Raw genomic sequence first — 24963 nt, 5'->3', positions numbered from 1 at the left:
TTTTTCCCTGTCCTTCTTCTAGCCGGGGACGGCCGGCGGCGCCGTGACCTGCTTTCGTTGTTGGTTGGCCACTTGCCGCAGCCGCTCGGCCAGGTATTCCCCGAATTGGCCGGTGAGTCCCCGCTCCTCCAGGAAGGCGGCGGCGAGTTCCCCTTTATCCGCGCCGGTCAGCCGCTCTAGGGCATCGACCAGCGTCTGCACCTGGATTTGATGATTCATGTCGCCTCCTATTGCCGGCGGATGGCCGGACCTTGACGAGACACGCAGTAGTTCGAACCTTGGACCGGCGCAAAATGGCAGCCGGTTTCCCGCTCAAGGGACTTGCAGAAGTCCTTGCAGGATGGCGGACGGGGGACCACCCGGGTCTGCGCCTGTTCATGCCGCTTCCAGCCCTTCCCCCGCTGTAGCGCCCGGCGCCATATCTCCGGATTGGCCTGCAACATGGCGTTAAACTCCTCCATGGAGAAGACCAAAAGCGCCTTCACCTGCTTTACGATGACAAACTGATCAGTCACGCCGACACCCCCGCAAAGAAAAGGCTCTGTTGTTGCGGCGTCGTTGGCCAGGGGATTTCCACGCCGGGTATCCGGAAGAGATACCTCTCGAAGGCCTCTTTGCACACCCGTTCCCATTCGCTCACGGCCAGCCGGAAGGCCGGCATATCCTTCCCTCGCTCGGCCTGGGCCATGGCTTCTTCCCATCGGTGAAACTCGGCGGCCAGGTCCGGCCGCTTTGCCTCCAGCCAGGGAAAGAAGGACATTCCGGAAGGGCAGGCCTTGCACACCCGGGCATTCGCTTCATCGATGAGGGTAGCAGCCCGGGCTGGGTCCCATCGAAAGTAACGGATCAGGGCTTCCTTGTTCTCCTGCACCTGGGCCACAAGCGCCGGGGTCATGGCGCCCGGCGGGGCCTTATAGCGCAGCCTGTCCCCCTCTAAGTAAACCGTAATCCCGGCAGCCGTCAGTTTGGCCAGCAAGGGCCTCATAGCTCTCCCTCCTCGAATCCGGTCGGCTCGTTCGAATTGTCGAATTGTAGGTATTGTAGGATTTATAGGACGCTTGGGGGTCATCTGATTGTTCACCGCTGGGTGGATTGTAGGGATTATAGGAATTGTAGGACTTGCAGAGCGGGTTCACTAAGTACGAGGGAGCGGGCTTCCTTCCGGGTCCAGTCCTCTCCTTTGGTTTCTCCCGGATATAGCCCCGCTCGACGAGTATCTTGAGGGCCTGGTTCAGCCCCTCCGCCCTCTGGAATCTGCTCTTGGTCCCTTGCCATATCTCCTGCTTCGTGAGGGATTCCACTCCCCTGCTTTCAATCCACTCCCAGACCGCCCTGGCTGCCTCTATTTCGGGGTCTGAGCCCATCTCCATATAAGCGGCCTTGGCGTGGGGGATAAGATACTCACGGGCCAACGTAACGGCTCCTAGGGCCGTTTCCGGGCTTACAGGGACGGTCCAGGGGACTTGCCCCCCGATATTGGCCGCCAAGTGAATAAGACCCATCACCCGGGCCACGGCGCCGGCGAGCTTCCCGCCCCAATCGGCCATTCCCCCAAGCTCTCCGGCATGTTCGTCCAGCAGAGGCTCCAGCCACGCCTCGAAGTCATTGAGGATCCTCTCCGACTCGGGAGATAGCCGCAGGGTATGGGGAGCGGGCTGTCCGGAGTCCCCTTCCGTTCCGGCCGGCATGTTCATCAGCGTGGTAATTCCCCACGAATAGGCCTGGCGGGTCGAGTCATCGACCGGCATGGTCTTTGTGCGGCGCCGCCCCACAAGGCTCTTCGGTAGGGAATACAGGAAGCGCCCTAGGAGTCCCCTTCCCCGGAATCCCGGCTTATCCATGAGCCCCTTCAATATCTCCGGCTGGACAGCCAGGCCTAGCGTAAGGGACGGATGCTTTATGTACTCCGGAGGACGGTTTACCCGGTCCACCCGCAGCGTATCGCCGGCGTGACCTTTGAGGTACACCCCTAGATTCGGGCTCCCCTGGGTGTAGCGCCCGGCCATGATATCGAAGGTATCCCCTTCGGGGGAAAGGATCGCCAGGCGGCCGCCATGGGCAGCCATCAGGTTAGCCAGTTTCTCGGGGCTTACATCGTCGGCCACAAGGCGGGGCTGAGATGGAACGATCATCTCTTCAAGCCGTTGGGCCAGTTCAATCGCCTGCTCTTCTAACTCGGTCCGTTCCGGTCCCTTGCTCTTGGCGGCCTGGCTCCGGACGTGATTTAGCCGGTCCTCTAATTGCTTCCGGCGCTCCTTGGCCTCCGCTATCTCTGGGGCTAACCTCCGGGCTTCATTCTCTTCCCATGCTTCGACCGGCGAGAACATCTCCCCAAAGACAGCGCTTTTCCGGTTCCCCGGCGGTAGCGTGACCACGGTCCAGACGTTCAGGGGCTCCACCCAACCGGGGCGAAGGAGAATGACTGCCTTCTTCGCTGTCGCCGTGGCCAAGACGCTCAGGGCCAACATGCCGGCCAGGTCCACCGGCGTCTGCGTAGCCTCCGCTTCCGCCTGGACGAATCTGCCCAGCCAGGCCGGGAAGATGCTCACCGGAAAGGTTGGAAGGTCATACTCGGTAAAGGGGACGGGCGGCTCCCATTGTTCCGGTTCCGGAGGAGGAGGGGCAGCCTCTGCGCTCTTGTTATCCGGCAATGGCGCGGGGCCGGATTCAATGCCCAGCTTTGCTTTCTCCTCCGGGCTGAGTGCATCATATATAGCGGCTAATGATTTCGTCATGGGTTCCACTCCCGCGCTATCAGGGCGGCTTCCAGCCGCTCTTCGTCAGTTCCAACGATAAGCCTATCCAGCAGGTAAGACAGAAAAGGGAGAAGATGATAGGCAGCAGCGACTTCGCGCCGCTCTAGGTCCGCTGGGGTCCGGATAGAGCGCTGAATAGCATATACAGCCCTCTCCATGGCCGCCAACCGGCGGAATTGATCGTCAATGATTCGCTGCAGTTTTCCTTCCAGGTATCTCTCCCGCTCCCGGCGCCTGGCCGCCTCCCTTACCTGCCGCTTTGTATCCGGGTCCGTTGGGCGGCTCAGTCCGTACTCCTCGGCCAGCGTCCGAATGGCATCAGCGAGCGGGACACCCCATGCTTTGGCCAGGAGGTCCAGGCTATCCCCATGCGCCCCGCAGCCGAAACACTTCCAGCCGCCGTCCGGAAAGACGTATAAGCTGGGGGTGTGATCCCCTTCATGAAAGATGCAAGGGGCCACCCATCGGCGCCCCTGCCGGCGAAGGTTCAACCCCGCTCGCCTGGCCGCTTCCTCTACACTGAGCCGGGCTTTTATTTCCCGGATGAGGTCGTATGTGGTAGAATGCTGAACAGCAAGCAATATACCACCCCATTTCTCCCCTGGCTTCACGCCGGGGCTTTTTTATTGCCCTTGGGCTTGAGGAGCGGGGTTATCGTTCAGTAGCCGCTGCACATACCAACCGGGGATGAGTACCCTCCGGGACGTCGGCCGGATAGAGGGGATTTTTCCCCTTTTCATATCCTCACTGACGGCGGATTTGCTCACGCTGAACATCTCGCAGTATTCGGCAACGGTATAGGCTACTTTCGTCACAGTTAAAACCTCCATATCTGAATCTATGAAATTCACCGTTTCGCATATTGCGGAAAAATTTATGGGCTTACGCCCATTAGTTTGATAAGACCTTGAAGATTGTTTCTATGTCCGGCAATTGCTCCAGATAGCGAAGCGCATCCTCTTTTTCTGTAATCAGTTTTTCATCGTGCTCTAAGAAAAGCGCTCTCCTCGCTATCTGCTCTTTGTCTGTGATGTATTCGTTCGTATCCTCATCGTAATACCCAACCCGGTTTTTAGAATCAATAATCTTTTTTCTAAGACCCCAAAGCTGCTTAACCATATCGGCCCGAGTGTCTCTAGAGAAAAGCATTACATGGGAAATAAACTGGTTTACTATTGGCTCCATTCTTCTAGCCTTCAAATCTTCCAGACCATAGGTGAGGAACATATGCAAAAGCATATAATCCATGCCGGCTAGGTAAAGCCGTGGGTACTCTTCAATGAACCTTCCTTGGGAATCGAAAAACTCTTCGCAACGCTGAGTAACGCTACCCTGGATCAACCGGGCCATTCGCTTTGCTTCCGTCACCTCGTTAACGGAGTACTTTTTTCGATATAACCCCTTTTCGCCGCTTAGCATCCAGTAGGCGATCGCAGCGTCCCTAACCGTTTCGGCGGGATAAAACTTTTCGCGTCCCCTCTTCTCCCCCTTCTCTATCAACCCCCATGTCATCCAGTTTTGAAGGGTCCGGGTCGTAATGCTGATCCCCTTTTCCTTCAAGGATTCCATTAGCTCTTTTGAAGATATCTCGGCCACAAGGAATACACCACCCCATAATATACGAAATGCACTTTTTCTTTCTTTCGCCTTAATATTAACTTGTCCTATTAGTCGGGTCAATACGTCTAGGTTTCACTGATTCGCCCTATCGGCTTTCTTCCAGGCCAAAACCCCGGAAGACTTACCCCGCTTGGGCTCCGGGGTTTTGATTTGGTCACAAGTTGGTCACAGACCTAGCCGAAAAGGCTCATTTTGGGCGAACAACAAGGACATTTTTTTATGACGGTAGAAACGTCAAAAAGCCCGCGAACCCAAGCAGGACAAGGGTTAGCGGGCTTTCCTATAGGGACTAGGTGTACTCAAAAAATCTTAGAACAGACACATCTGATCCGTCTCACACATCCCATCCAAGGTCCCATGCTTCTGCAATGCCTCGATGACCGTCTTGCTTACTCGGCTGCGCACGCGCAGGTCCTCGATCGATGAGAAGGGCCCTTCCTCCCGAGCGGCCATGATGTTCTGGGCGGCGGTGACGCCGACGCCGGGGAGGCCGCCGATGGGCGGCAGGAGGCCTTCCGGTTCGATGATGAACTTGGCGGCGTGGGAGCGGTCCAGGTTCACCCGTTGCATGTGGATGCCCCGCTCGTACATCTCCAGGGCCAGTTCGAGGATGGTCTGGAGGTTTTTTTCCTTGGCGGTGGCCTCGTTGCCCTTCCGTTCAATCTCCTCGATGGTCCGGCGCACATGGGCCGAGCCCTGACAGATCAGGTCAGCGTCAAATTCATCGGCCCGGACGGTGAAAAAGGAAGCGTAGAAGGCTTCCGGGTAGTAGACCTTGAACCAGGCGATGCGGAAGGCCATCGTCACATAGGCGACGGCGTGAGCCTTCGGGAACATGTATTTGATCTTTTTGCAGGACTCGATGTACCACTCGGGCACCTTGTTGTCCCGCATTAGTTGCTCGTCGTCGGGCTTGACGCCCTTTCCCTTCCGGACGCCTTCCATGATCGAGAAGGCTTTTTTCGGCGGCAGGCCCTGGTACATAAGGTAGATCATGATGTCGTCCCGGGTGGAGATGGCCTCACCGGTCTTGCAAGTGCCGCTCTTGATCAGGTCCTGGGCGTTGTTCAGCCACACGTCGGTGCCGTGGGAGAAGCCGGAGATGCGGACCAGGTCGGAGAAGGTCTTCGGCTTCGTGTCCTCCAGCATCTGGCGCACGAACTTGGTGCCAAACTCGGGGATGCCGTAGGTGCCTGTGTTGGAGCGGATCTGCTCGGGCGTGACGCCGAGGGCGTCAGGGCTGCAAAAGAGGGACATCGTCTTGGCGTCGTCTAGGGGGATCCCTTTGGCGTTGACGCCCGTCAGGTCTTCCAGCATCTTGATCACCGTCGGGTCGTCGTGGCCGAGGATGTCCAGCTTGACGAGGCGGCTCGAGATGGAGTGGTAGTCAAAGTGGGTCGTAATCGTCTCCGACTTGGTGTCGTCAGCAGGCCGCTGGAGGGGCGTAAAGTCGTGGATGTCACCATCACGGGGCACGACCATCAGGCCGCCGGGGTGCTGCCCGGTGGTGCGCTTGACGCCGGTGCAGCCGCCGACGAGCCGGCTCAGTTCAGCGCTGCGGGCGGGGATCTTCTTTTCATCCATATAGTTTTTGACGAAGCCATAGGCGGTCCGCTCGGCGATGGTGGCGATGGTGCCGGCCCGGAAGACGTAGTCTTTGCCGAAGAGCTCTTCGGTGAACTTGTGGGCCCGCGGCTGGTACTCGCCGGAGAAGTTCAAGTCGATATCGGGCACCTTGTCGCCTTCGAAACCCAAGAAGGTCTCGAAGGGGATGTCGTGGCCATCTTTGATCAGCGGCTGGCCGCAGTGGGGGCAGTTTTTGTCAGGCAGGTCGGCGCCGCAGCCGATAGATCCGTCCATGATGAACTCGGAGTGCTTGCAGCCGCCGCAGCGGTAGTGAGGCGGTAGCGGGTTGACTTCGGTGATGCCGGTGAAGGTGGCCACGAGGGAGGAGCCGACAGACCCCCGTGAGCCGACGAGGTAACCGTCGTCGTTGGACTTTTTCACCAGCTTGTGGGCGATGAGATAGAGGACGGAGAAGCCATTGGAGATGATCGAGTGGAGCTCCTTGTCGACGCGCTTTCGCACCACCTCTGGCAATGGGTCGCCATAGAGCTCCGCTGCGGTCCCTTCCGTCATCTCGCGGATCTGGTCCTCGGCGCCGTCGATGATGGGCGGGAAAAACTCGTCGGGAATCGGCTTGATCTCCTCGACCATGTCGGCGATGAGACGCGGGTTGTCGATGACACAGCGCTTGGCATCGGCCTCGCCGAGGTAGCGGAATTCGGCCAGCATCTCGTCAGTCGTGCGCAGGTAGAGGGGCGCCTGGTCGTCGGCGTCGGCAAAGCCCTTGCCGGCCATGAGGATGCGCCGGTAGCACTCGTCGCGGGGTTCCAGAAAGTGCACGTCGCCAGTGGCCACGATGGGCTTGCCCATCTCGTCGGCGATGCGCAGGACGCGCCGGTTGAGATCGCGGAGGGCCTCTTCGGAGGGCACCTCCCCTTTTTTATATAAAAAGAGGTTGTTGCCGATGGGCTGGATCTCCAAGTAGTCGTAAAAAGCGGCGATCCGCTTCAGTTCGTCGTCAGTGGCGCCCTTGAGCATAGCGTGAAACAGTTCGCCGGCCTCGCAGGCGCTGCCCAGGATCAGGCCCTCGCGGTGCTCCTCCAGGAGCTTTCGAGGGATGCGGGGACGCCGCTCATAGTACTCCAGGTGGGACTTGGTGATCAGCTTGTAGAGGTTTTTCAGGCCTGTCATGTTTTTGACGAGGATGATGATGTGCCAGGACTTGAGCTTTTCGCCATTCGGCGCCGGCATCTCCTCGACGAGGTAGCCCTCGACGCCGTAGATGACCTTGATCTTGAGCTTGCGGCCCACCTCGAAGGCTTCTGGGAAAGCCTGGACGACACCGTGGTCGGTGATGGCGATGGCCGGGTGGCCCCAGTGGGCGGCCCGTGTGACCAGGTCTTTGGCGGAGACGAGTCCGTCCATGGAACTCATCTTCGTGTGGGCATGGAGCTCGACGCGCTTTTCGGCGGCGTTGTCGGGCCGGATGACCGCCTTGTGGCCGTTGATATCCCGGGCCAGCACGGTCAGTTCCTGCTGCCACTTGTCAAGCTGCACCGAGCCGCGCACCTTCACCCAGGCGCCGTCTTTGAGGCGGCCGTCCTCGGTGATGTTCTCTTTTTCGCCCTCGAAGACCTTGACGGTGATCGAGTCGGACTCGTCGGTCACATTGAAGGTGACGAGGCGGCGGCCTGATTTCAGGTCCCGCGTCTCCAGGCCGAAGACGCGGCCCCCGATGATGACGCTCTTCTCCTCGTCCTGGATGTCTCGGATCGGCATGAAGGTCGTGTCACCGATCGCCTTGCCATAAATCTCGCCGACTGGGGCGGATCCTTTGTCGCCGACGCTTGTCCCGCCGTTGGCCCCTCCACCGCCGTTGCTCCCGCCGTTTCCGTTGGCTTCGGCGGCGGCTCTGAACTGCTCTGCCAGGAGACGCTTTTCTTCCTCCTCCTGAGCGAGCAGGTATTCGTCATTCACCTGCGGTTCCGCCTCTTCCAAGAAAACCGGGAGGCGGACGCTGAAGAGGCGGTCAGCCGTCTCGGCTAGATCGCGGTCGACGCGGCGGCTGCGCAGCCAGTTGGCCTGGGCCGGGTCGACGGCGATGACGAGGCCGTCGCTGCGCAGGCGGGGGGGTGCTTTCATCAGGGCTTTGCGCACGCCAGGGCGGCTTTCCGGCACGGCGGCGCGGATCAGGCACTCCCAGTAGGCGTCGACCAGTTGCTGCGGTTCTTCTAAAGGGCATTCGATTTGTACCGAGAGGTCGCGTAGCCCGGGAACGGCGGCATGGATCTTGTCGCGAAACTCCCGGAGATCGTCATCGTTCCAGGGCCGGCAGGCCCGCGCCAGGATGGTCCAGGCGGCTTTTTGGCGCTGGACAGTGACGCGGCGCACAGCGAAGAGCGATTGGGCCGGAACCAGGCTTGTCCCCGCCATGCCGCTCTCAAGTCGACTCGTTGCCGAGGCGATTGGCGCCGGGTCAGCGTCCCCTGGCCGGCTTAACGTTGTTGAATTTTTTCCTGGCAAAAGGATGTCAGGCATTGTGGCCACTTGTGTTCCCCCAATACCGAAATACAGTAAAATCGTCAACTCGGCGGATCGAGCGAAATTGCATGTCCGATCGTCAGCAAAGAATAAACGTCAATCGAGCAGGCTGAATCTAAAAATTGACCGGCGCTGTGACTGTCACCTTTGCGCGATCAGCCTCTCCACATCAGCGGCCACTGCATCGGCGGCGAAGACATTGCCTAGTCGCCGGGCCGCTTGCTGGCGCCCCGCCAGCGCCTTGTCGTCGGAAAGGATCGCTTCAACCTGAGCCGCCAGTTCTCCCTCTTCTACCTCCCAGGCGCTCTGGTGGTTGAGGAGGAAGCGGTGGTTCACTTCCTCATGGCCGGGCAGGGGCGGAAAGAGGAGTTGGGGCAAGCCCATAGCGAGGGCCTCAGAGGAGGAAAGGCCGCCCGGTTTGGTGATGAAGAGGTCGCTGCAGGCCATCAACAGCGGCACCTTGCGGGTAAAACCGAGGACGACGAGCCGTTCCGGCGGCGCGATGATCCTTCTCAGACGCTCCTCCAGGTCCTGGTTGCGACCGGCGACGACAACGATCTGCATGTCTGCCACCGACGCCTGGAGGATTCCCCGCACCCAGGCTTCGACAGGCCCGAGACCGAGCCCGCCCCCCATGACGAGCAAGCGCCGCCCCACTGTCGGGAGTCCCAGTTCCGCCTCCGCCTCGCTGCGGGACAGGCGGGCAGCCTGCTGAAAGGATTGATCGATAGGGATGCCTGTCACCTGCCCCCGCTCCCGCTCAAGGCCATAGGAGGCCAATTCGTCCAGGAGCGCCTCTCCGGCCACATAGTAGCGGTGAACGCCGGGAAAAGCCCAGAAGGGGTGGATGCAGAAGTCGGTGACGACACCCGCTAAGGGTTGTTTCAGCCACCCTTTTTCCTGGAATCGGCAGAGGATCCCCATGGGAAAGGGGTGGGTGCAGAGGATCGCCTTCGGCCGGCTCTGGCGAACCAATTGGGCCAGTCCATCGCCGATAAAGGCCTCCAGATAAGAGGTCAGCAGTTGTTGTCCCAGAAAACCGGCTTTCGGCCGTGCCGCTGAATGATAGAGGAATCGGTAGAGGGACGGGGCCCATTCCAACACCCGGAGGTAGGCGCCGATGACCGAAGCGAATACCCAGTGCGGTCCGAAGGAGAAGGCATCCTCAATCCTGGCCGTCATGCCGCGACTCTTCAGCGCCTCGGCGACCGCCTGAGCCGCCCGGCCATGGCCGGTTCCGGCCTCGACGGACAGGATCAGGACATCCGTTGCTTCCTGATTTTTAACCATCATCATGTCTCCGTACAGTTACTAGGATGATTTTTAGAAAAAACCCTTTTTCCATGATTCATCGCAATCGCTGCAAAAAACAGGTGGCCCCCCAGGGCCACCCCTTTTTCTCAATTTTACCATGTTGTCTATCGGCACTCAAGGCAACGTTGCAAGGGGTCCGCCGCCAACGGCGGGGGTTACAGCAAGTCTGCCGCTAACTGGGCCAATCTCGACCGTTCCCCCTTGGTGAGCACCACATGACCGGCCGCCTCCTGATGCTTGAATTTTTCCACCAGGTAGACGAGGCCGTTGTTCGTCTCGTCCAGATAAGGCGCATCGATCTGGTGCGGATCGCCCATGACGACGATCTTGCTATTCTCGCCCACGCGGGAGACGATGGTTTTGATCTCATGTTTCGATAAGTTCTGGGCCTCGTCGATGATGATGAACTGCTTGGGTATGCTGCGGCCGCGGATGTAGGACAAGGCTTCCACCTGGATGGTCCCGTACTCCTCCAAAATGTCTTTCATCATCTCGCTCTTCGAACCAAGCAGGAATTCCAGATTGTCATAAATCGGTTGCATCCAAGGGCGCAATTTGTCGTCGATCTCGCCCGGAAGGGCGCCCATGTCGCGTCCCATGGGCACAACCGGCTTGGACACAAGGATCTTCTTGTACCGTTCTTCGTCCATCGTTTTATGGAGAGCGGCAGCCAGCGCCAGCAGTGTCTTGCCGGTGCCGGCCTTGCCGCAGATCGTCACTAAGGGGAGGTTGTCGTCGAGCAGCAGGCGCAAGGCCATCTTCTGCTGCACGTTGCGGGGGGTCACCCCCCAGACCGATGGCGTCGACGGCGGCACCAGCGCCATCTGTCGGCGATCATCGCTGACTTGGGCGACGGCGGATCGGCTCGAACCTAGCGCGTCGCGCAGGATGGCGTACTCATGGGGACACCAGGGGATGCCGGCCAAGGTCGCTTCTTCCTCAGGGTCGATCGACTGCTCCCTGTAGAGCCGGTCGATCATTTCAGCGGGCACGGTCAACTCGCGAAAGCCCATATAGAGGTCACGGTCATAGGCGACACGGTCCCGTTTGTATTCTTGGGCTTCGATGCCCAGCACATCGGCCTTGATGCGCACGATGGCGTCGTTGGAGACGATGATCACCGGTCTGCCATCGCCGCTCCGGAGCGCCTCTTCTTTTTTTAGGTTAAAGGCCACAGAGAGGATGCGGTTGTCGTTGGTGGCCGGTTGAAAGGCCTCGGGAAAACCGGACAGGTCGCGATGGTTGAGTTCCACCCGCAAGGTGCCACCGTCGAGCAGCGGAACCCCTTCATGGAGAAAGCCTTTGTCTCGCATCCCGTCAAGCAGACGGGACGCCAGGCGGGCGCTGCGCCCGATTTCATCCTGGAATCGTTTTTTTCCATCCAACTCTTCGATTACAGCCGCCGGAATCACCACATCGTTGTCCTGAAACCCGAAGATCGCTTCGGGGTCCTGCAGAAGCACGTTGGTGTCAAGGATGTAGATCTTGAGATCTTCCAATGTGCCAGCCGCCTTTCCCTGTTGGTTTTTCCTTTGCGTCGCCTGCGCCGGTGATGTTCCTCGCCTTAACTCCCGCGCGCCCCCCCTTTTTTTGGCCTGTAGCGCTTTTTTGAATCATGTTACTGAATAATGGATTTCCACATGTCCGGCGCCTCTTCCTGGGCCGGGGTTGTTAAATTCCCTTTAATACAGCTTACGTGCAGCCCCAGCAAAGAAGACAAAGAACCTGCGAAAGGATGTCCGTTGGATGAAAAAAGTCCTCTTTTGACCAGGGAGAAGGTGATCTCGAATTCCCCCCACCTGCCGCTGGGCCTTATCGGCCGTTGTGTAGGCGAGGTGAAAAAGAGCCCGGAAGACACTGCTTATCTTCCGGGCTCTCCATAATACGGTTGCTCTGTTGTCGTTCTAATGCATATCGTCTACATTATCCCGCTCTCGTCTAGACTCTCGGTCCAAGAGAACGGCGCCGATCTCCCAGTACATCTTCATCCGCGCCTTGACACCCTCCACCAGCCCGAGCTTTTCTTCTTTCATCCGATGGGTCAGACCCGGCAAGATGACCTCCCGCTTGCGCAGGTGGGGACGGTCTCGGAAGTGCTTCGTCAAGGCGACTTCAACACCATAGCGGCTGTCCGCTAACAGGGTCACATCGAGAAAGATTTCCTTCTTGATCCCCCTCTGTCCTGACAGGTAGGGCGCAACAAACTGGGCAAGGTCGGTCGATGAGCGTCCTTGTTCGAAGATGCCGACAGTCATGTCGGCGTTATCTTGGATAAGGGGTGTCGCCAGGCTGACGAGGTGTTCGGGGCGCAAGCCGATCAGATCGGCATCGAGAAAGAGCAACACCGGATGATATGCGGCAAGGGCGCCAGCCAGCATGGCCGCACCTTTGCCCTTGTTTTCAGGAAGTTCGAGCACCGAAGCGCCTGCCATCCGCGCTTGAAGCGAAGTCTGATCCTCTGAGCCGTCGCTGACAACAATCACGTCATCCCGATAGGGAGAGGCAAGAGCGGCACGAACGACATCGGCGACAGTGCGCTCTTCATTATAAGCTGGAATGATGACGGAAAGAGACAATGGCTTCACCCCAAAGTCAGGGACTACAGGAACCGGTCGATGCCGTTTTCCCTGTTTTTAGCCGGCTGTTCCCACTTGCTCCCGGATCAACGCCTGCACCCGCTCCACCACTTCCTGGCGGGTCGCAGTAAATTGCTCGCCACTGCGGCGCAGTTTGACCTCGACGACACCGTCGCTGGCCAGCTTGTTGCCGACGGTGATGCGGACAGGGATGCCGATCAGGTCGGCATCTTTGAACTTGACGCCAGCCCGCTCGGCCCGATCATCGAGCAGGGTGTCGATGCCCTTGGCGTTCAGTTCCCGGTAGATCGCCCCGGCGGCCTCCATCTGTGCCTCATCCTTGTTGGAGACGGGCACGACGACGACCTGGAAGGGGGCGATGGCCATGGGCCAGACGATGCCATTCTCATCATGGTTCTGTTCAATGGCGGCGGCCATGGTGCGGCTGACGCCGACGCCGTAGCAGCCCATCACCATCAGGTTCTCCTGCCCCTTCTCGTCGAGGAAGGTGCAGTTGAGGGCTTTTGAGTACTTGGTCCCCAGTTTAAAGACCTGGCCCACTTCAATGCCGCGGGCTTTTTTGAGGGGGGCGCCGCACTGGGGACAAGGTTCCCCGACCTGGATGAGCCGTAGGTCGGCCGTTGCTTTGACGGTGAAGTCGCGCCCCGGGCAGACGTTGATCAGGTGGGCGTCAGGTGCGTTGGCGCCGGCGACGGCACGCGTCAAGGCCATCACCTCGGGGTCGGCGTAGATGGCGATCTCTTTGCTCCCCACAGGGCCGAGGAAACCGGCTCCGCCGGAGCTGACTTCCCGGCATTCCTCTTCGGTGGCCATGCGAAGGTCGATGCAGTCGAGCAGGTTTTTCAGCTTTACCTCGTTGATCTCCCGGTCGCCGCGGATCAGGGCCATGACGAGGTTATCGTCGGCGCGGAAGATCATCGTCTTGATCGTTTCGGCCGGGCTGACCTTGAGGAAGTTGCAGACCTCTTCGATCGTCTTTTGGCCGGGCGTGGCCACCTGTTCCACCGACAATGGAGGCAATCCGGGCGTCACCTGAGGTTTGCACTCGGCCTTCTCCGTGTTGGCGGCATAGTCGCAGGCGTTACAGTAAACGATCTCCGCCTCGCCCGATTCGGCGAGGACCATGAACTCATGGGAGCCGCCGGTGCCGCCGATGGCGCCAGGGTCTGCCTCGACCGGGCGGAAGGTGAGACCGCAGCGGCGGAATATGTTCACATAAGCCTGGTACATTTTCATGTAGGATTCATGGAGACCGGCTTCGTCGCGGTCAAAGGAGTAGAGGTCCTTCATGATGAACTCGCGACCGCGCATCAGGCCGAAGCGGGGGCGGCGCTCATCGCGGTACTTGTTGGTGATGTGGTAGAGCAGCATCGGCAGGTCCCGGTAGGAGGAGACGTTGTTCTTGACGAGGTCGGTGATGCTTTCCTCATGGGTGGGGCTGAGGCAGAAGTCGCGCTGGTGCCGGTCTTTCAGGCGGAAGAGTTCATCGCCGTAGACATGCCAGCGGCCCGACTGGAGCCAGAGCTCGGCCGGCTGGATGATCGGCATCAGGAGTTCCTGTCCGCCAGCGGCGTTCATCTCCTCGCGGACGATGGCCATGATCCGCTGGAGCACCCGGTGGCCCAGCGGAAGGTAGTGGTAGACACCAGCAGAGGAACGGCGGATGAAGCCAGCTCGCAACAAGAGCTGGTGGCTGATAACCTCCGCTTCGGCCGGTGTTTCCCGCAAGGTGGGGGCAAAAAGCTGCGACATGCGCACGGTGACGTCACACTCCATTGTTTTTCTGGAGACGATTCATTACGTATGTATCTGACATGCCTATCAAGGTTCATTCCTTTTTGGCAGCATAGACAAGAGGCGAACTTGTCACGGCAGTTGCTCGACGCAGCAGTAAAGGTGAAAAATGCGTAATTTGGCGACGGAGACTCATTCGCTAGTTTTGCCATTTCCCGCGCCTTTCACGCACATGAAGGAATGTCCCTTGAACAGGGAGCGGATCGCTAGAGATGGAAGAGACAAAATCTTGGGGGAAGGTTTATATAAAGCTAGTCGTCTGGCAGCTTCCCGATTTCCTCCAGCAGAGCGTCGACCATCTCCGCCTGGGAAACCTTGCGGACGATCTCGCCTTTGCGGAAGATGAGGCCGCAGTCGTTGCCGCCGGCGATGCCCACATCGGCCTCGCGGGCCTCGCCGGGGCCGTTGACGACACAGCCCATGACGGCCACCTTGATCGGTCTCATCTCCTTCTCCAGGGCTGTCTCGACCGCCTCGGCGACAGCCGTCAGGTTCACCTGGCAGCGTCCACAGGTCGGGCAGGAGATCAGTTCGGGCCCTCGTTTCCGCAAGCCGAGCGATTTGAGGATCTCCCAGCCGGTGCGAATCTCGGGCAAGGGATCGCCCGTCAAGGAGACGCGCAGCGTGTCGCCGATCCCCTGGGCGAGAAGAGCGCCGATGCCGGCGGCTGACTTGATGATGCCTGAGCGGACCGTCCCTGCTTCGGTAACGCCGATATGCAGTGGGTAATCGACCTGCTCGGCCAGGGAGCGGTAGGCGGCAAGCATCAGGGGCACCGACGAGGCTTTGAGGGAAATCTTCATCCAGGGATAGTTCTCGTCTTCGAGCAACCGGATGTGGCCGAGGGCGCTCTCTACCATGGCCCCCGGCGTAACACCGCCGTACTTTTCCAATAGGCCTTTTTCTAAGGAGCCGGCGTTGACGCCGATGCGGATGGGGACCTGCCGCTCCCGAGCGACGGCCAAGACCTCCCGCACGTTCTCGGCGCCGCCGATATTGCCGGGATTGAGCCGAAGTCCCTGCACGCCGGCTTTGAGGGCGCCGATGGCCAGGCGGTGGTTGAAGTGGATGTCGGCGATGACCGGAATGGGCGATCCCTTGACGATGACGGCCAGCGCGTCGACCGCCTGGGCGTCAGGGACGGCCACCCGGATGATCTCGCAACCGGCCTCAGTTAGACGATGGACCTGGTCGAGCGTGGCCGCCGCGTCGCGCGTGTCTGTGTTGCACATGGATTGGACCGAGACGGGCGCTCCGTCGCCGATCGGGACGTCCCCTACATAGATGCGGCGCGTCTTCCGCCGCGGCAGTGCGATGTCCACCGACTTACCCCCCTCCCAACAGCTTCAGCACGTCTTTATAGGCGATGAGCAGCATCAATCCAATCAGAAGGGCGAAGCCGATCATGTGGATCATGCTCTCCTTGGCCGGATCCATGGGGCGGCCGCGCAGGGCCTCCAAGCCGAGAAAGACGAGACGGCTGCCGTCGAGGGCGGGGATGGGAAAGAGGTTGAGCAAGCCCAGGTTGATCGAGAGCACCGCCGCCAGCATCAATAGGGGCATCAAACCCACCTGGGCCGCCTTGCCGATCTCGCTGACGATCATGACCGGCCCGCCCACCTCGGCTGGCGCGGCTCCGGTGATCATCTGTATGATCGACTGGAGGATCATGGCGGTGATACCGAAGGTGTTGACGATGCCCAGCTTCAGCGACGTGAAGAGCCCTTTTTTCTCGTGATAGACCGACTTGTCATCGACAGCGATCCCGATCTGACCCACATTGCGCTCCGGATCGAGCGCCGGGACGACTTTCACATCACGGGAAGCGCCCTGACTCTCGACGGTGAGGGTCAGTTCCTGACCGCCCCGGGGATGGATCTCCTGGATCAGTTCGGCCCAGTTGCCGGTGGCCTTGCCGTCAACGGCGACGATGCGATCACCCGGCTGGATCCCGGCCGCCTGGGCCGGTTTGCCTTCCAGCACATCGCCGATGACGTTCGAGTAGGTCGGCACGCCGATGATGGTGTAGATATAGATGAACAGCAGAAACGCCAGGATGAAATTCATGAAGGAGCCGGCGAAGATGACCGCCGCCCGCTGTGTCACCGTCTTGTTGTTGAAATTGCCGGGATCATTAGGCGATGTGGCGAACTGGCCGTCTTCCCCCGGTTCCATGCCGGCCATGCGCACGAAACCGCCGACAGGCAGCAGGCGCAACGCATAGAGGGTCGACCCCCTTCGCAGGCCGAAGAGCCGCGGGCCCATGCCGATGCTGAATTCCAGAACCCGAACGCCTACCGCCTTGGCGACAGCAAAGTGCCCTAGTTCATGGAAAAAGATCATCAACCCGAACACAAAGACCGAGGCCAGGAATGTGGTCAAGCCGAAACCTCCCTTCCATTCCGTACCCGTTCCGCCGCAAAGCGCCGGGCCCACTCGTCGGCTTGCCGGATCTCCGTGAGGTCCGGTTCCTGCCGCCACTCATGAGCCTCCATCGCCTCCCGGACGATACGGGGGATATCCATGAAGCCAATCTGACGATCCAAAAAGGCGTGGACAGCCACCTCATTAGCGGCGTTCATGACGGCAGGCAGCGATCCCCCTGTCCGCCCAGCCGTTATGGCCAGATGCAACGACGGAAACCGCTCCAGATCCGGTTTCCGGAAGGTGAGCGCCGCCGTCTGGGTCAGGTCAAGGCGCGGCCACCCTGTCTGCCAGCGCTCGGGATAGCTGAGGGCATACTGGATGGGCAAACGCATATCCGGCAGGCCCATCTGACCGAGGATGGAGCCGTCGGCAAACTCGACCATGGAGTGGACGATGCTCTGGGGATGGACAAGCACCTCAATGTCATCAAAATCGATGTCGAAGAGCCAGCGCGCCTCGATCACCTCGAGCCCCTTGTTCATCAAGGACGCCGAATCGATGGTGATCTTCGGACCCATGCGCCAATTGGGATGGCGCAGCGCATCTTCCGGCGTTACGCGACGCAACTCTTCCAGGCTTTTGTCCCGGAAGGGTCCGCCCGATGCCGTCAGGATCAGCCGCGCCAGACGGCGGTCTTGCCCTTGCAGGCACTGAAAAATGGCCGAGTGCTCGCTGTCGACCGGCAGGATGGCCACCTCACGGCGTCGCGCCGCCGCCATGACGAGCGGTCCGGCGGCGACAAGGGTCTCCTTGTTCGCTAGAGCAATCTCTTTTCCGGCCTCGATGGCGGCCATTGTCGGCCCTAGGCCGATTGCACCGCTGACAGCGGTGACGACCGTATCCACCTCAGGCAGGCAGGCCGCCTCGGCTAGACCGATCTCACCGGTCACCACCGGGGTGGACAAACCTCGTTCCTGGAGCGCATCAGTAAGCCGTTCAGCCGCTCCTGTCTCCATCATAGCCACCAAACGCGGCCGGTAGATCTCGATCTGTTCCAGTACTTCCTTCCAGTTACTGCCTGCAGCCAGGGACTGCACCGTCAGGCGCCCCTCGCTCCGGTCAACGACCTCCAGCGTCTGTCGCCCGATGGAGCCTGTCGACCCCAGGATGGCGATCCCTTTGTTCAAGCGCTTCACCTCGTTCGGAAATTCTTAAACACACCCGCCCGATGCATCGACACGAGCAGCAGCACGATGGTGGGTCCAACGATCACCCCGAGCACGCCAAAGGCCTTTAACCCCACATAGAGGGCGGTCAGAGTGGCCAGCGGATGCAGGCCGATGGAATCGGCTACCACCTTCGGCTCGATAAACTGGCGGTTGAGGACAAGGATGCCGTAGAGGATGCTCAGATTGGCCGCGACCGGAAACTGGCCCGTGAGCAGTTCCCAAATGATCCAGGGCAAGAAGACAAGACCAGGGCCCAGGATCGGCAAGAGGTCCATGATCCCCGTGAGGATCCCGATGGTAAAGGCATATTCATTCCCCAGGAGATAGAGCCCAATGATCGTTAACAAGCCGGTGATGGATACTAGGATCACCTGGGCGCGAACAAAGCCGACAAAAGCGTCGCCCAGTTCCAGGATCACCTGGCGGACCTGCACGGCCCGACTGTCGGGCACCAGGTTGTAGACCAGTTGCAGGATTGCTCCTTTGTCACGGCTGAAGAAATAGCTCGCCACCAGGCTGAACGCCAGGATCGTGAAAAAGGACGGAAGCGACGTGATCATGTCCAGGAGATAGTTTGACCCGGATACGGCCATATTCTTTACTGCCACGACACCTTCGCCGGCAATTCGCTCCACTGTCGTATAGATCTCCGGAGACGAATGAACCAATTCATAATAAGGCGCCACCGCCTTGGTCCACTCCGTGAAGGTGTTCGTCAACAATTGAGGCGACGGCAGGCTCGAGGCGATCGTCACCATCTCGACGACGAGGCGGCTGATGATGACGACCAGGCTGACGCTCAAGAGGCCGAGAAAAAGGAGCAGCGTCACAAGGGTGGTCAAGCCTCGCGAGAGGCGCGTCTTGTTCGTGAGAAACTCGACGACGGGCTCGATGAGCAGGGCGATCATGGCGCCCAGCAAAAAAGGCAACAGGTAAACGCCCAGACGGCTGAAGACCTCCACCGTCAGGGGCAAGGCGTATTGGATGACGAAATAGGCGAGCCCGATAAAGAGGGCGATGGCAGCCAGGCGCAGGAAGTGGCCCAGCCAGTGTTGCCAATCGTTCATCGCAAAAACTCCTCAAGGAATCGCAAAAAGTAATAGGTGGCTGGCGCCGTCCAGAGGATGCTGTCAAAACGGTCGAGGACGCCGCCGTGTCCCGGGATTAGGTCGCCCGAATCCTTCACACCGGCGATCCGCTTCAAGGCCGATTCGGCCAGATCGCCCAGTTGGCCCAGGGCGGAAGCGACAAGAGAAAAGGGCAGCCAGATCAACCAGGAGGTTTCCGCAAACCATTGGGGACCAAGGGTCGCGCCGACGAGCGCCGCCGCAATTAAGCCGCCCAGGGAACCTTCCAGCGTCTTTTTAGGGCTGACGCGGGCTGCCAGGGGTCGCTTGCCGAGGGAACGGCCGGCGAAGTAGGCGCCTGTGTCGGTGGCCCAGGTCAGGAAAAAAGCGATCAGCACCGCCTCCATGCCATTCGGCAAGCGGCGAAGCAGGATCAGGTGACTCAAGAGCCAAGCGATGACGAAGGCGCCGGCGAAGGCCAAGGCGCCGTCAGCCGGCTTGACCCTCGGAAAAGCGAGGACCAGTTGGAGGAGGAAGGCCAAAGCGCCTGCCGAGGCGACCACAGGCAGTGATTCTCCGCCGAAATGAGCCGCCAAGACGAGCGCCGCCGACAGTCCATAACCCATCCAAAGGGGCGGATCCGCATCGAGCCGCCTGACCATCTGCAGGTATTCATAAAAGCCGCCAACAGCGAGCACCGCCACGACGGCGGTCATGGCCCATCCGCCGGCCCAGACGACAGCAATCATGAGGGGAACGCCGACGGCAGCACTAGCGACGCGTTTCCAGAGCATGTAGGAAGCTCCTCCTAGACTTTGACTCCACCGAAGCGCCGGTCCCGCCCCTGGTAATCGACCAAGGCCTGGAGCATCTCTTTTCGCCCGAAATCCGGCCAAAGGGTGGGGGTGACCCAGATCTCCGTATAGGCCGACTGCCAGAGCAAGAAGTTGGAGAGCCGCAGTTCGCCTGACGGGCGGATCAGCAGATCCGGATCAGGCACGTCGGCGGTGTAGAGGTGGCGGTTCAAGTAGGCTTCATCGATACGATCCGGCTCAATCTGACCTTCCTTGGCCTGGCGGGCGATCGCCTTGACAGCCTCGACGATCTCGATCCGGCCGCCATAGTTCAGCGCCACGTTGAGGGTCAGCTTATCGTTGTTCGCTGTATGACGGATGGCCCGTTCCAATTCTTTCCTGGGATTTTCAGGTAATTCAGAAACTTTGCCAATGGTGCAGATCTGCACCCCCTTGGCATGGAGGGTGTCCAGTTCCCGTTGCAGGTACTCCACAAGCAGATCAAAGAGCGCATTCACCTCGTCGGCGGGTCGCTTCCAGTTCTCCGTCGAAAAGGCGTAGACAGTGAGATAGCGGATATGGAATTCCTCACAAGTCTCCAGGACGCGGCGCAAAGACTGGACGCCGGCCCGGTGACCGGCGACGCGCGGCAATCCGCGGCGCTTGGCCCACCGGCCGTTGCCGTCCATGATAATAGCCACATGCTGGGGGATACGTTGGGGGTCAAGTTTCTGAATCAGCGACTGCTCCGGCTCGGCATCCTTTGATCGGCCAAAGGGCCAAAACGATGGTGGCAAAATGACCCCTCCCGTATGTCTTCCCTCTCTTTATAAAAAAGCCGGGAGTGACGAACCCCCTCGGGGCCCCGAGGGGGTCTAGTCGACTCCATGAAATGGGTAGCAGCGAAAGCGCCCGTAGACGATGGTCGGCCGGGATGAATCCAGACGGATTTGGATGACCCGCGGAACGGAAGCGCCGGAAGCGATCTCCGGGCCGGTAGGCTGGAAATCGACTTCGATGCCTTGCTTCGCCAGCATCTCGGCCGCCTGTTCCACAGTGAGCCCGATCAATGCCTGTTCCCATTGGCTCAGGACCTGCTCGGCAGTCATCACACTTCCATGATCTCCGCTTCCTTGCGCTCGGCCACCTGGTCCACTTCTTTGATGTACTTGTCGGTCAGCTTTTGGATCTCCTCCTGGGCGCGCTTTCCCTCGTCCTCGGAGATGATGTGCTCCTTTTGCAGGTCTTTCACATCCTCGTTGGCGTCGCGCCGTAGGTTGCGCAGGATGACCCGGTGTTCTTCTGCTCGTTTTTTCACCGTTTTCACCAGTTCGGTGCGCCGCTCCTGAGTCAGTTGGGGAATGACCAGGCGGATCACCGTGCCATCGCTGGTCGGCGTCAAACCGAGATCCGATTTAAGGATCGCCTTTTCGAGGGCCGGCAGGACCGACTTGTCCCAGGGCTGGATCGTCAGCAATCGCGCCTCCGGCGCCGAGACGTTGGCCAACTGGTTCACCGGCGTCGGCGCGCCGTAGTACTCGACAGTCACCTTCTCCAGCAAAGCGGGATTGGCCCGGCCGGCGCGAATGTGTTGGTACTCCTTGCGCAACGCATCGACGGTCTTTTTCATCTTATCTTCGGTCTCTTTTTTGATCTCGTTGATCATGCTACTTCCTCCCAACCACCGTGCCGATGTCCTCTCCCATGATGGCACGCTCGATGTTTCCCGGAGTTTCCAAGCCGAAGACGATCAGGGCGATTGAATTATCCATGCATAAGGACGTCGCCGTCGAATCCATCACACCGAGACCCTGGTTGAGCACGTCGATGTAGGTGAGCTCATCCAGCTTTTTGGCGTCGGGATTTTTGCGCGGATCCGAATCATAGACGCCGTCGACGCCGCGCTTGGCCATCAGGATCACATCGGCCTCGATCTCTGCGGCCCGCAGCGCTGCCGTCGTATCGGTCGAGAAGTAGGGGTTGCCTGTTCCGGCGGCAAAGATGACGACCCGTCCTTTTTCCAGGTGGCGCATCGCCCGCCGGCGGATATAGGGTTCGGCGACCTGGCGCATCTCAATGGCCGTCTGCACCCGCGTATGGACATCGCGCTTTTCCAAGGCATCCTGGAGAGCCAGGGAGTTCATGATCGTCGCCAGCATCCCCATATAGTCGGCTGTAGCTCGATCCATGCCCTTGGCGGAACCGGCGACGCCGCGCCAGATGTTGCCACCGCCGACGACGATAGCCAGTTCAACGTTACACTTCTGTTTGACATGGCGGATCTGATCGGCGATGGAATTGACCACATCGGGATCGATGCCATAGCCCTTCGTGCCAGCCAGCGCTTCCCCGCTCAGTTTTAGGACGACCCGTTTATATTTCGGCTCCAATGGGGCGTACCTCCCCTTTTCACTTTATCCCTTCTACAAACGGAAAGAAAATCCTCTTCCCTGCAAAAAACGGCACTTATAAAAAAGAGAACACAACGTGTCCCCTTTTTTCGTATTGCTGTTTTCTCGCTTACTTGTTGATTTCGGCCATGACTTCCGAAGCGAAGTCATCTTGCCGCTTGGCTAGGCCTTCGCCCAATTCGAAGCGGACGAAACGGCGGACGTTGATGTTTTCGCCGATCTTGGCAACAGCCTCGGTGATCATCTGCTGAACGGTCATATCGGGGTTTTTGATGAAAGGCTGTTCAAGCAGGCAGATCTCTTTGTAGTACTTCTCGACGCGGCCTTCCACCATCTTGTCGACGATCTTTTCGGGCTTGCCTTCGTTGAGGGCCTGGTTGCGCAGGATCTCTTTCTCTTTGTCGATCTGCTCAGTCGGCACCTCTTCACGACGGACATACTCCGGCTTGGCAGCGGCGATCTGCATAGCGATGTCCTTACAGAGGTTTTTGTAGTCGTCGGTCTTGGCGACGAAGTCGGTTTCGCAGTTCACCTCGACGAGGACGCCGATACGCCCGCCACCGTGGATGTACGATTCAACCAGACCTTCGGCAGCGACACGGCTGGCTTTTTTGGCAGCGGCAGCAAGGCCCCGTTCACGCAGGAAGGCGACTGCCTTTTCCATATCCCCATCGGTATGGGCCAGCGCTTTTTTGCACTCCATCATGCCGGCGCCGGTCCGTTCGCGCAGTTCTTTCACCATGGCTGCAGTAACCATGTTCGATACTCCTCCTATTCGTATGACCTCATTCGGGTAGTATAACCCTTCGTAACAGCCTTTAGAAGCCTATGTAAGGGGATCGGCATCAAAAAAGGGTGACTGCGGGGTTTCCCCCGGTCACCCCCTTCTGACTACTGGGCGTCCGATTGTCCTTGGTTGCCTTCCAGCACGGCGTCCGCCATCTTGGCCGTCAAGAGTTTGACAGCACGGATGGCGTCGTCGTTGCCAGGAATCACATAGTCGATCTCGTCGGGGTCACAGTTTGTGTCGACGATGCCAACCAAGGGGATTCCCAGGCGACGCGCTTCGGCAACGGCAATGCGCTCTTTCCGCGGGTCGATCACGAAAATGGCGCCCGGCAGGTCCTTCATGTCCTTGATGCCGCCAAGGAAGCGCTCAAGCTTCTCTTTTTCATGGAGGAGCTTGGAAACTTCTTTCTTCGGCAGGACTTCAAAGGTGCCGTCGGCTTCCATCTTTTCGAGTTCACGCAGACGGGAGATGCGCTTTTGAATCGTCTGGAAGTTGGTGAGCATACCGCCCAGCCAGCGCTGGTTCACGTAGTACATGCCGCAACGCTCGGCCTCTTCCTTGACGGAATCCTGCGCCTGCTTCTTGGTACCGACAAACAGGATTTTCTTCCCTTGGGTCGCCACTTCGCGGATGAAATTGTACGCCTCATCGACTTTGCGAACTGTCTTCTGCAGGTCGATGATATAGATACCGTTTCGCTCCGTGAAGATGTAGGGCGCCATTTTGGGGTTCCAGCGCCGAGTCTGGTGTCCAAAGTGAACACCGGCTTCCAGCAACTGCTTCATCGAAATAACCGCCACAACATCCACCTCCTTCCAGGTTTTGCCCTCCGGTTGCTTCATTCCCTTTCCCCCACCCCGAACGCCAGGGCACCTGAGAAAGGGTCGTCAACCGTGTGGAATTAACACACCATCAAGAATGATACCATAGATGCATGGTAGAAGACAAGAGAGAAAGTCGAGATTTATTGCATTCCGACCAGACGTTTGGCGATATCGATCTCCGCCAAGCCTTCTGGAAGGGAATGGTTCCCATCCTGGATGCGAGTGGCATACCCTTTTTCCACCAGGAAACGGTTGAACCGTTCCGCATCAACCACGACGCCGGCGGCATGCAGCTTCCGGGCCACCGTTTCGGAGGTATCGCCAGAGGTGACGGTGATAGAATGCGTGATAATGCCCTTTTGCGGACTTGTTGGCTCTTTTCCCCGAGAAAGCGTCTCTCCCGCTTTTTGAGAATTCTCACCCGCCTTTTGGGGTTCCTCCTTTGGGACAGATGCTTCCATGGGGGGACTATGCTCAGCAGTTGCTTTTTGAATTGCCCTCTGTTCCGGTTTGTCCGTCCCTGCGGACGATTGCATGACGAGTCCGGCGCCAAAAAGGAGCAAACCCAAAGCAAAGAGAACCCTCCCGTCACGCGACCAAAAAGGACGCTCCGAAAAGGTTCTCTTCTCTCCGGGGGTATAACCGCGCTTCACCCTCTCATGCCCTCCTACGAAGTTCAGTGACCAACTGCACTTCTCCTTTGCCGAGATGCAACAGTTGGGCGATTTCTCCATCGTTTAGTCCGATCCGGCGCAGTTGGGGGATCATCTCGTAGCGCTGACTTTTCGTCCATTGGCGCGGGTCTCCCTCTCCCAGCGACTTCAGCAGTGTTTCTCCCTTGCCGATGGCGCTGTTGGACATGTTGGCGCGAGCACCTTGATGTTGCAGGTATTCTTGGATGTAGACCGGTCGAATGGGTTTGATCTTGTCCGCGCCGGAAGATTCCAGAACCGCCTGATGACAATGGGGTTCCGCCGGATGGGTTTGAAACGTCCTATCCCCGACAGCAAGCGCTTTCTTGTGAAGGGACGGCTCATCTGTGTGAGCAATTTCATTCGCCCCTGTGGACAATCTCTCCAATCGGTCGAGGATTTTGTGAGCCGCTTCCACTTCCTGTCGCAGTTCATCGACAACTTCGTCGCCAGTCTGCATCGCCGCAGCCAACAACGTCTCCATGTCCCTTTTGACCAACCGGGCTTCTGCCAGTTGTTTGCGCAGGATCTCCTGTTCTGTCTTTTCTCGCTGTTTTTGCCGCTGCAAGAATGACGATGTCAAGCCGGCACCCATCAAAAC

25 protein-coding genes are annotated in these 24963 nt (G+C 59.1%); all 25 read right to left on the bottom strand.

Features of this window, described 5'->3' with window-relative positions; genetic code table 11:
* Nucleotides 1-18: 18 nt before the first annotated feature.
* The 25 genes from AC0CW1_RS02490 to AC0CW1_RS02370 all read right to left on the bottom strand — a co-directional run bounded on the left by AC0CW1_RS02490 (nucleotide 19) and on the right by AC0CW1_RS02370 (nucleotide 24957).
* Nucleotides 19-219 carry a hypothetical protein gene (locus tag AC0CW1_RS02490; RefSeq protein ID WP_488181533.1) on the bottom strand — a complete coding sequence of 67 codons (201 nt, stop codon included), beginning with the start codon at nucleotides 217-219 and terminating at the stop codon, nucleotides 19-21.
* A gap of 8 nt (nucleotides 220-227) precedes the next feature.
* Nucleotides 228-515 carry a hypothetical protein gene (locus AC0CW1_RS02485; protein WP_488181532.1) on the bottom strand — a complete coding sequence of 96 codons (288 nt, stop codon included), beginning with the start codon at nucleotides 513-515 and terminating at the stop codon, nucleotides 228-230.
* Complete coding sequence (locus tag AC0CW1_RS02480; RefSeq protein WP_488181531.1) at nucleotides 512-985, bottom strand: TubC N-terminal docking domain-related protein; 474 nt, start codon at nucleotides 983-985, stop codon at nucleotides 512-514. The genes AC0CW1_RS02485 and AC0CW1_RS02480 overlap by 4 nt, the downstream gene beginning before the upstream one ends.
* Nucleotides 912-2735 carry a YfjI family protein gene (locus AC0CW1_RS02475; RefSeq protein ID WP_488181530.1) on the bottom strand — a complete coding sequence of 608 codons (1824 nt, stop codon included), beginning with the start codon at nucleotides 2733-2735 and terminating at the stop codon, nucleotides 912-914. Before AC0CW1_RS02475 ends, AC0CW1_RS02480 begins: the two co-directional genes overlap by 74 nt.
* Complete coding sequence (locus AC0CW1_RS02470; protein WP_488181529.1) at nucleotides 2732-3337, bottom strand: CHC2 zinc finger domain-containing protein; 606 nt, start codon at nucleotides 3335-3337, stop codon at nucleotides 2732-2734. The genes AC0CW1_RS02475 and AC0CW1_RS02470 overlap by 4 nt, the downstream gene beginning before the upstream one ends.
* A 42-nt stretch (nucleotides 3338-3379) precedes the next feature.
* Entirely contained in the window at nucleotides 3380-3571 is a 192-nt protein-coding gene (locus AC0CW1_RS02465; protein WP_488181528.1) for a helix-turn-helix domain-containing protein, read from the bottom strand.
* Between the two features lie 76 nt (nucleotides 3572-3647).
* Nucleotides 3648-4352 (bottom strand): hypothetical protein, encoded by a 705-nt coding sequence (locus tag AC0CW1_RS02460; RefSeq protein ID WP_488181527.1) that lies wholly within the window; start codon nucleotides 4350-4352, stop codon nucleotides 3648-3650.
* 333 nt (nucleotides 4353-4685) lie between these two features.
* Entirely contained in the window at nucleotides 4686-8480 is a 3795-nt protein-coding gene (locus tag AC0CW1_RS02455; RefSeq protein WP_488182102.1) for a PolC-type DNA polymerase III, read from the bottom strand.
* Nucleotides 8481-8624: 144 nt separating this feature from the next.
* Nucleotides 8625-9773 (bottom strand): MGDG synthase family glycosyltransferase, encoded by a 1149-nt coding sequence (locus tag AC0CW1_RS02450; RefSeq protein WP_488181526.1) that lies wholly within the window; start codon nucleotides 9771-9773, stop codon nucleotides 8625-8627.
* Between the two features lie 179 nt (nucleotides 9774-9952).
* Entirely contained in the window at nucleotides 9953-11296 is a 1344-nt protein-coding gene (locus tag AC0CW1_RS02445; protein WP_488181525.1) for a PhoH family protein, read from the bottom strand.
* Nucleotides 11297-11701: 405 nt separating this feature from the next.
* Entirely contained in the window at nucleotides 11702-12382 is a 681-nt protein-coding gene (locus AC0CW1_RS02440; RefSeq protein ID WP_488181524.1) for a glycosyltransferase family 2 protein, read from the bottom strand.
* Nucleotides 12383-12430: 48 nt separating this feature from the next.
* Nucleotides 12431-14152, bottom strand: coding sequence for a proline--tRNA ligase (locus AC0CW1_RS02435; protein WP_488181523.1), 1722 nt, complete (start codon nucleotides 14150-14152; stop codon nucleotides 12431-12433).
* A gap of 287 nt (nucleotides 14153-14439) precedes the next feature.
* Nucleotides 14440-15510, bottom strand: coding sequence for a flavodoxin-dependent (E)-4-hydroxy-3-methylbut-2-enyl-diphosphate synthase (gene ispG / locus AC0CW1_RS02430; RefSeq protein ID WP_488181522.1), 1071 nt, complete (start codon nucleotides 15508-15510; stop codon nucleotides 14440-14442).
* Nucleotides 15511-15514: 4 nt separating this feature from the next.
* Entirely contained in the window at nucleotides 15515-16570 is a 1056-nt protein-coding gene (gene rseP, locus AC0CW1_RS02425) for an RIP metalloprotease RseP (protein WP_488181521.1), read from the bottom strand.
* Nucleotides 16567-17742 carry a 1-deoxy-D-xylulose-5-phosphate reductoisomerase gene (locus AC0CW1_RS02420; RefSeq protein WP_488181520.1) on the bottom strand — a complete coding sequence of 392 codons (1176 nt, stop codon included), beginning with the start codon at nucleotides 17740-17742 and terminating at the stop codon, nucleotides 16567-16569. Before AC0CW1_RS02420 ends, rseP begins: the two co-directional genes overlap by 4 nt.
* 5 nt (nucleotides 17743-17747) lie before the next feature.
* Nucleotides 17748-18851, bottom strand: a complete 1104-nt coding sequence (gene ytvI / locus AC0CW1_RS02415; RefSeq protein WP_488181519.1) for a sporulation integral membrane protein YtvI — start codon at nucleotides 18849-18851, stop codon at nucleotides 17748-17750.
* Complete coding sequence (locus AC0CW1_RS02410) at nucleotides 18848-19645, bottom strand: phosphatidate cytidylyltransferase (protein ID WP_488181518.1); 798 nt, start codon at nucleotides 19643-19645, stop codon at nucleotides 18848-18850. The genes ytvI and AC0CW1_RS02410 overlap by 4 nt, the downstream gene beginning before the upstream one ends.
* Nucleotides 19646-19659: 14 nt before the next feature.
* Entirely contained in the window at nucleotides 19660-20442 is a 783-nt protein-coding gene (gene uppS, locus AC0CW1_RS02405; RefSeq protein WP_488181517.1) for an undecaprenyl pyrophosphate synthase, read from the bottom strand.
* Nucleotides 20443-20520: 78 nt separating this feature from the next.
* Nucleotides 20521-20754, bottom strand: coding sequence for a hypothetical protein (locus AC0CW1_RS02400; RefSeq protein ID WP_488181516.1), 234 nt, complete (start codon nucleotides 20752-20754; stop codon nucleotides 20521-20523).
* Nucleotides 20754-21311, bottom strand: a complete 558-nt coding sequence (frr, locus tag AC0CW1_RS02395) for a ribosome recycling factor (protein WP_488181515.1) — start codon at nucleotides 21309-21311, stop codon at nucleotides 20754-20756. The genes AC0CW1_RS02400 and frr overlap by 1 nt, the downstream gene beginning before the upstream one ends.
* 1 nt (nucleotide 21312) lies before the next feature.
* The gene (pyrH, locus tag AC0CW1_RS02390; RefSeq protein ID WP_488181514.1) at nucleotides 21313-22035 is read right to left on the bottom strand and encodes a UMP kinase; all 723 of its coding nucleotides are present in this window, start codon (nucleotides 22033-22035) and stop codon (nucleotides 21313-21315) included.
* A gap of 130 nt (nucleotides 22036-22165) precedes the next feature.
* Nucleotides 22166-22813 (bottom strand): translation elongation factor Ts, encoded by a 648-nt coding sequence (gene tsf, locus AC0CW1_RS02385; protein ID WP_488181513.1) that lies wholly within the window; start codon nucleotides 22811-22813, stop codon nucleotides 22166-22168.
* 134 nt (nucleotides 22814-22947) lie between these two features.
* Nucleotides 22948-23646 carry a 30S ribosomal protein S2 gene (gene rpsB / locus AC0CW1_RS02380; protein WP_488182101.1) on the bottom strand — a complete coding sequence of 233 codons (699 nt, stop codon included), beginning with the start codon at nucleotides 23644-23646 and terminating at the stop codon, nucleotides 22948-22950.
* Between the two features lie 164 nt (nucleotides 23647-23810).
* Complete coding sequence (locus AC0CW1_RS02375; RefSeq protein ID WP_488181512.1) at nucleotides 23811-24239, bottom strand: hypothetical protein; 429 nt, start codon at nucleotides 24237-24239, stop codon at nucleotides 23811-23813.
* Between the two features lie 88 nt (nucleotides 24240-24327).
* Complete coding sequence (locus AC0CW1_RS02370) at nucleotides 24328-24957, bottom strand: hypothetical protein (protein WP_488181511.1); 630 nt, start codon at nucleotides 24955-24957, stop codon at nucleotides 24328-24330.
* Between the last annotated feature and the right edge of the window lie 6 nt (nucleotides 24958-24963).

The sequence above is a fragment of the Heliomicrobium sulfidophilum genome, assembly GCF_057715735.1.
This window is presented reverse-complemented; position numbering and strand designations above follow the sequence as displayed.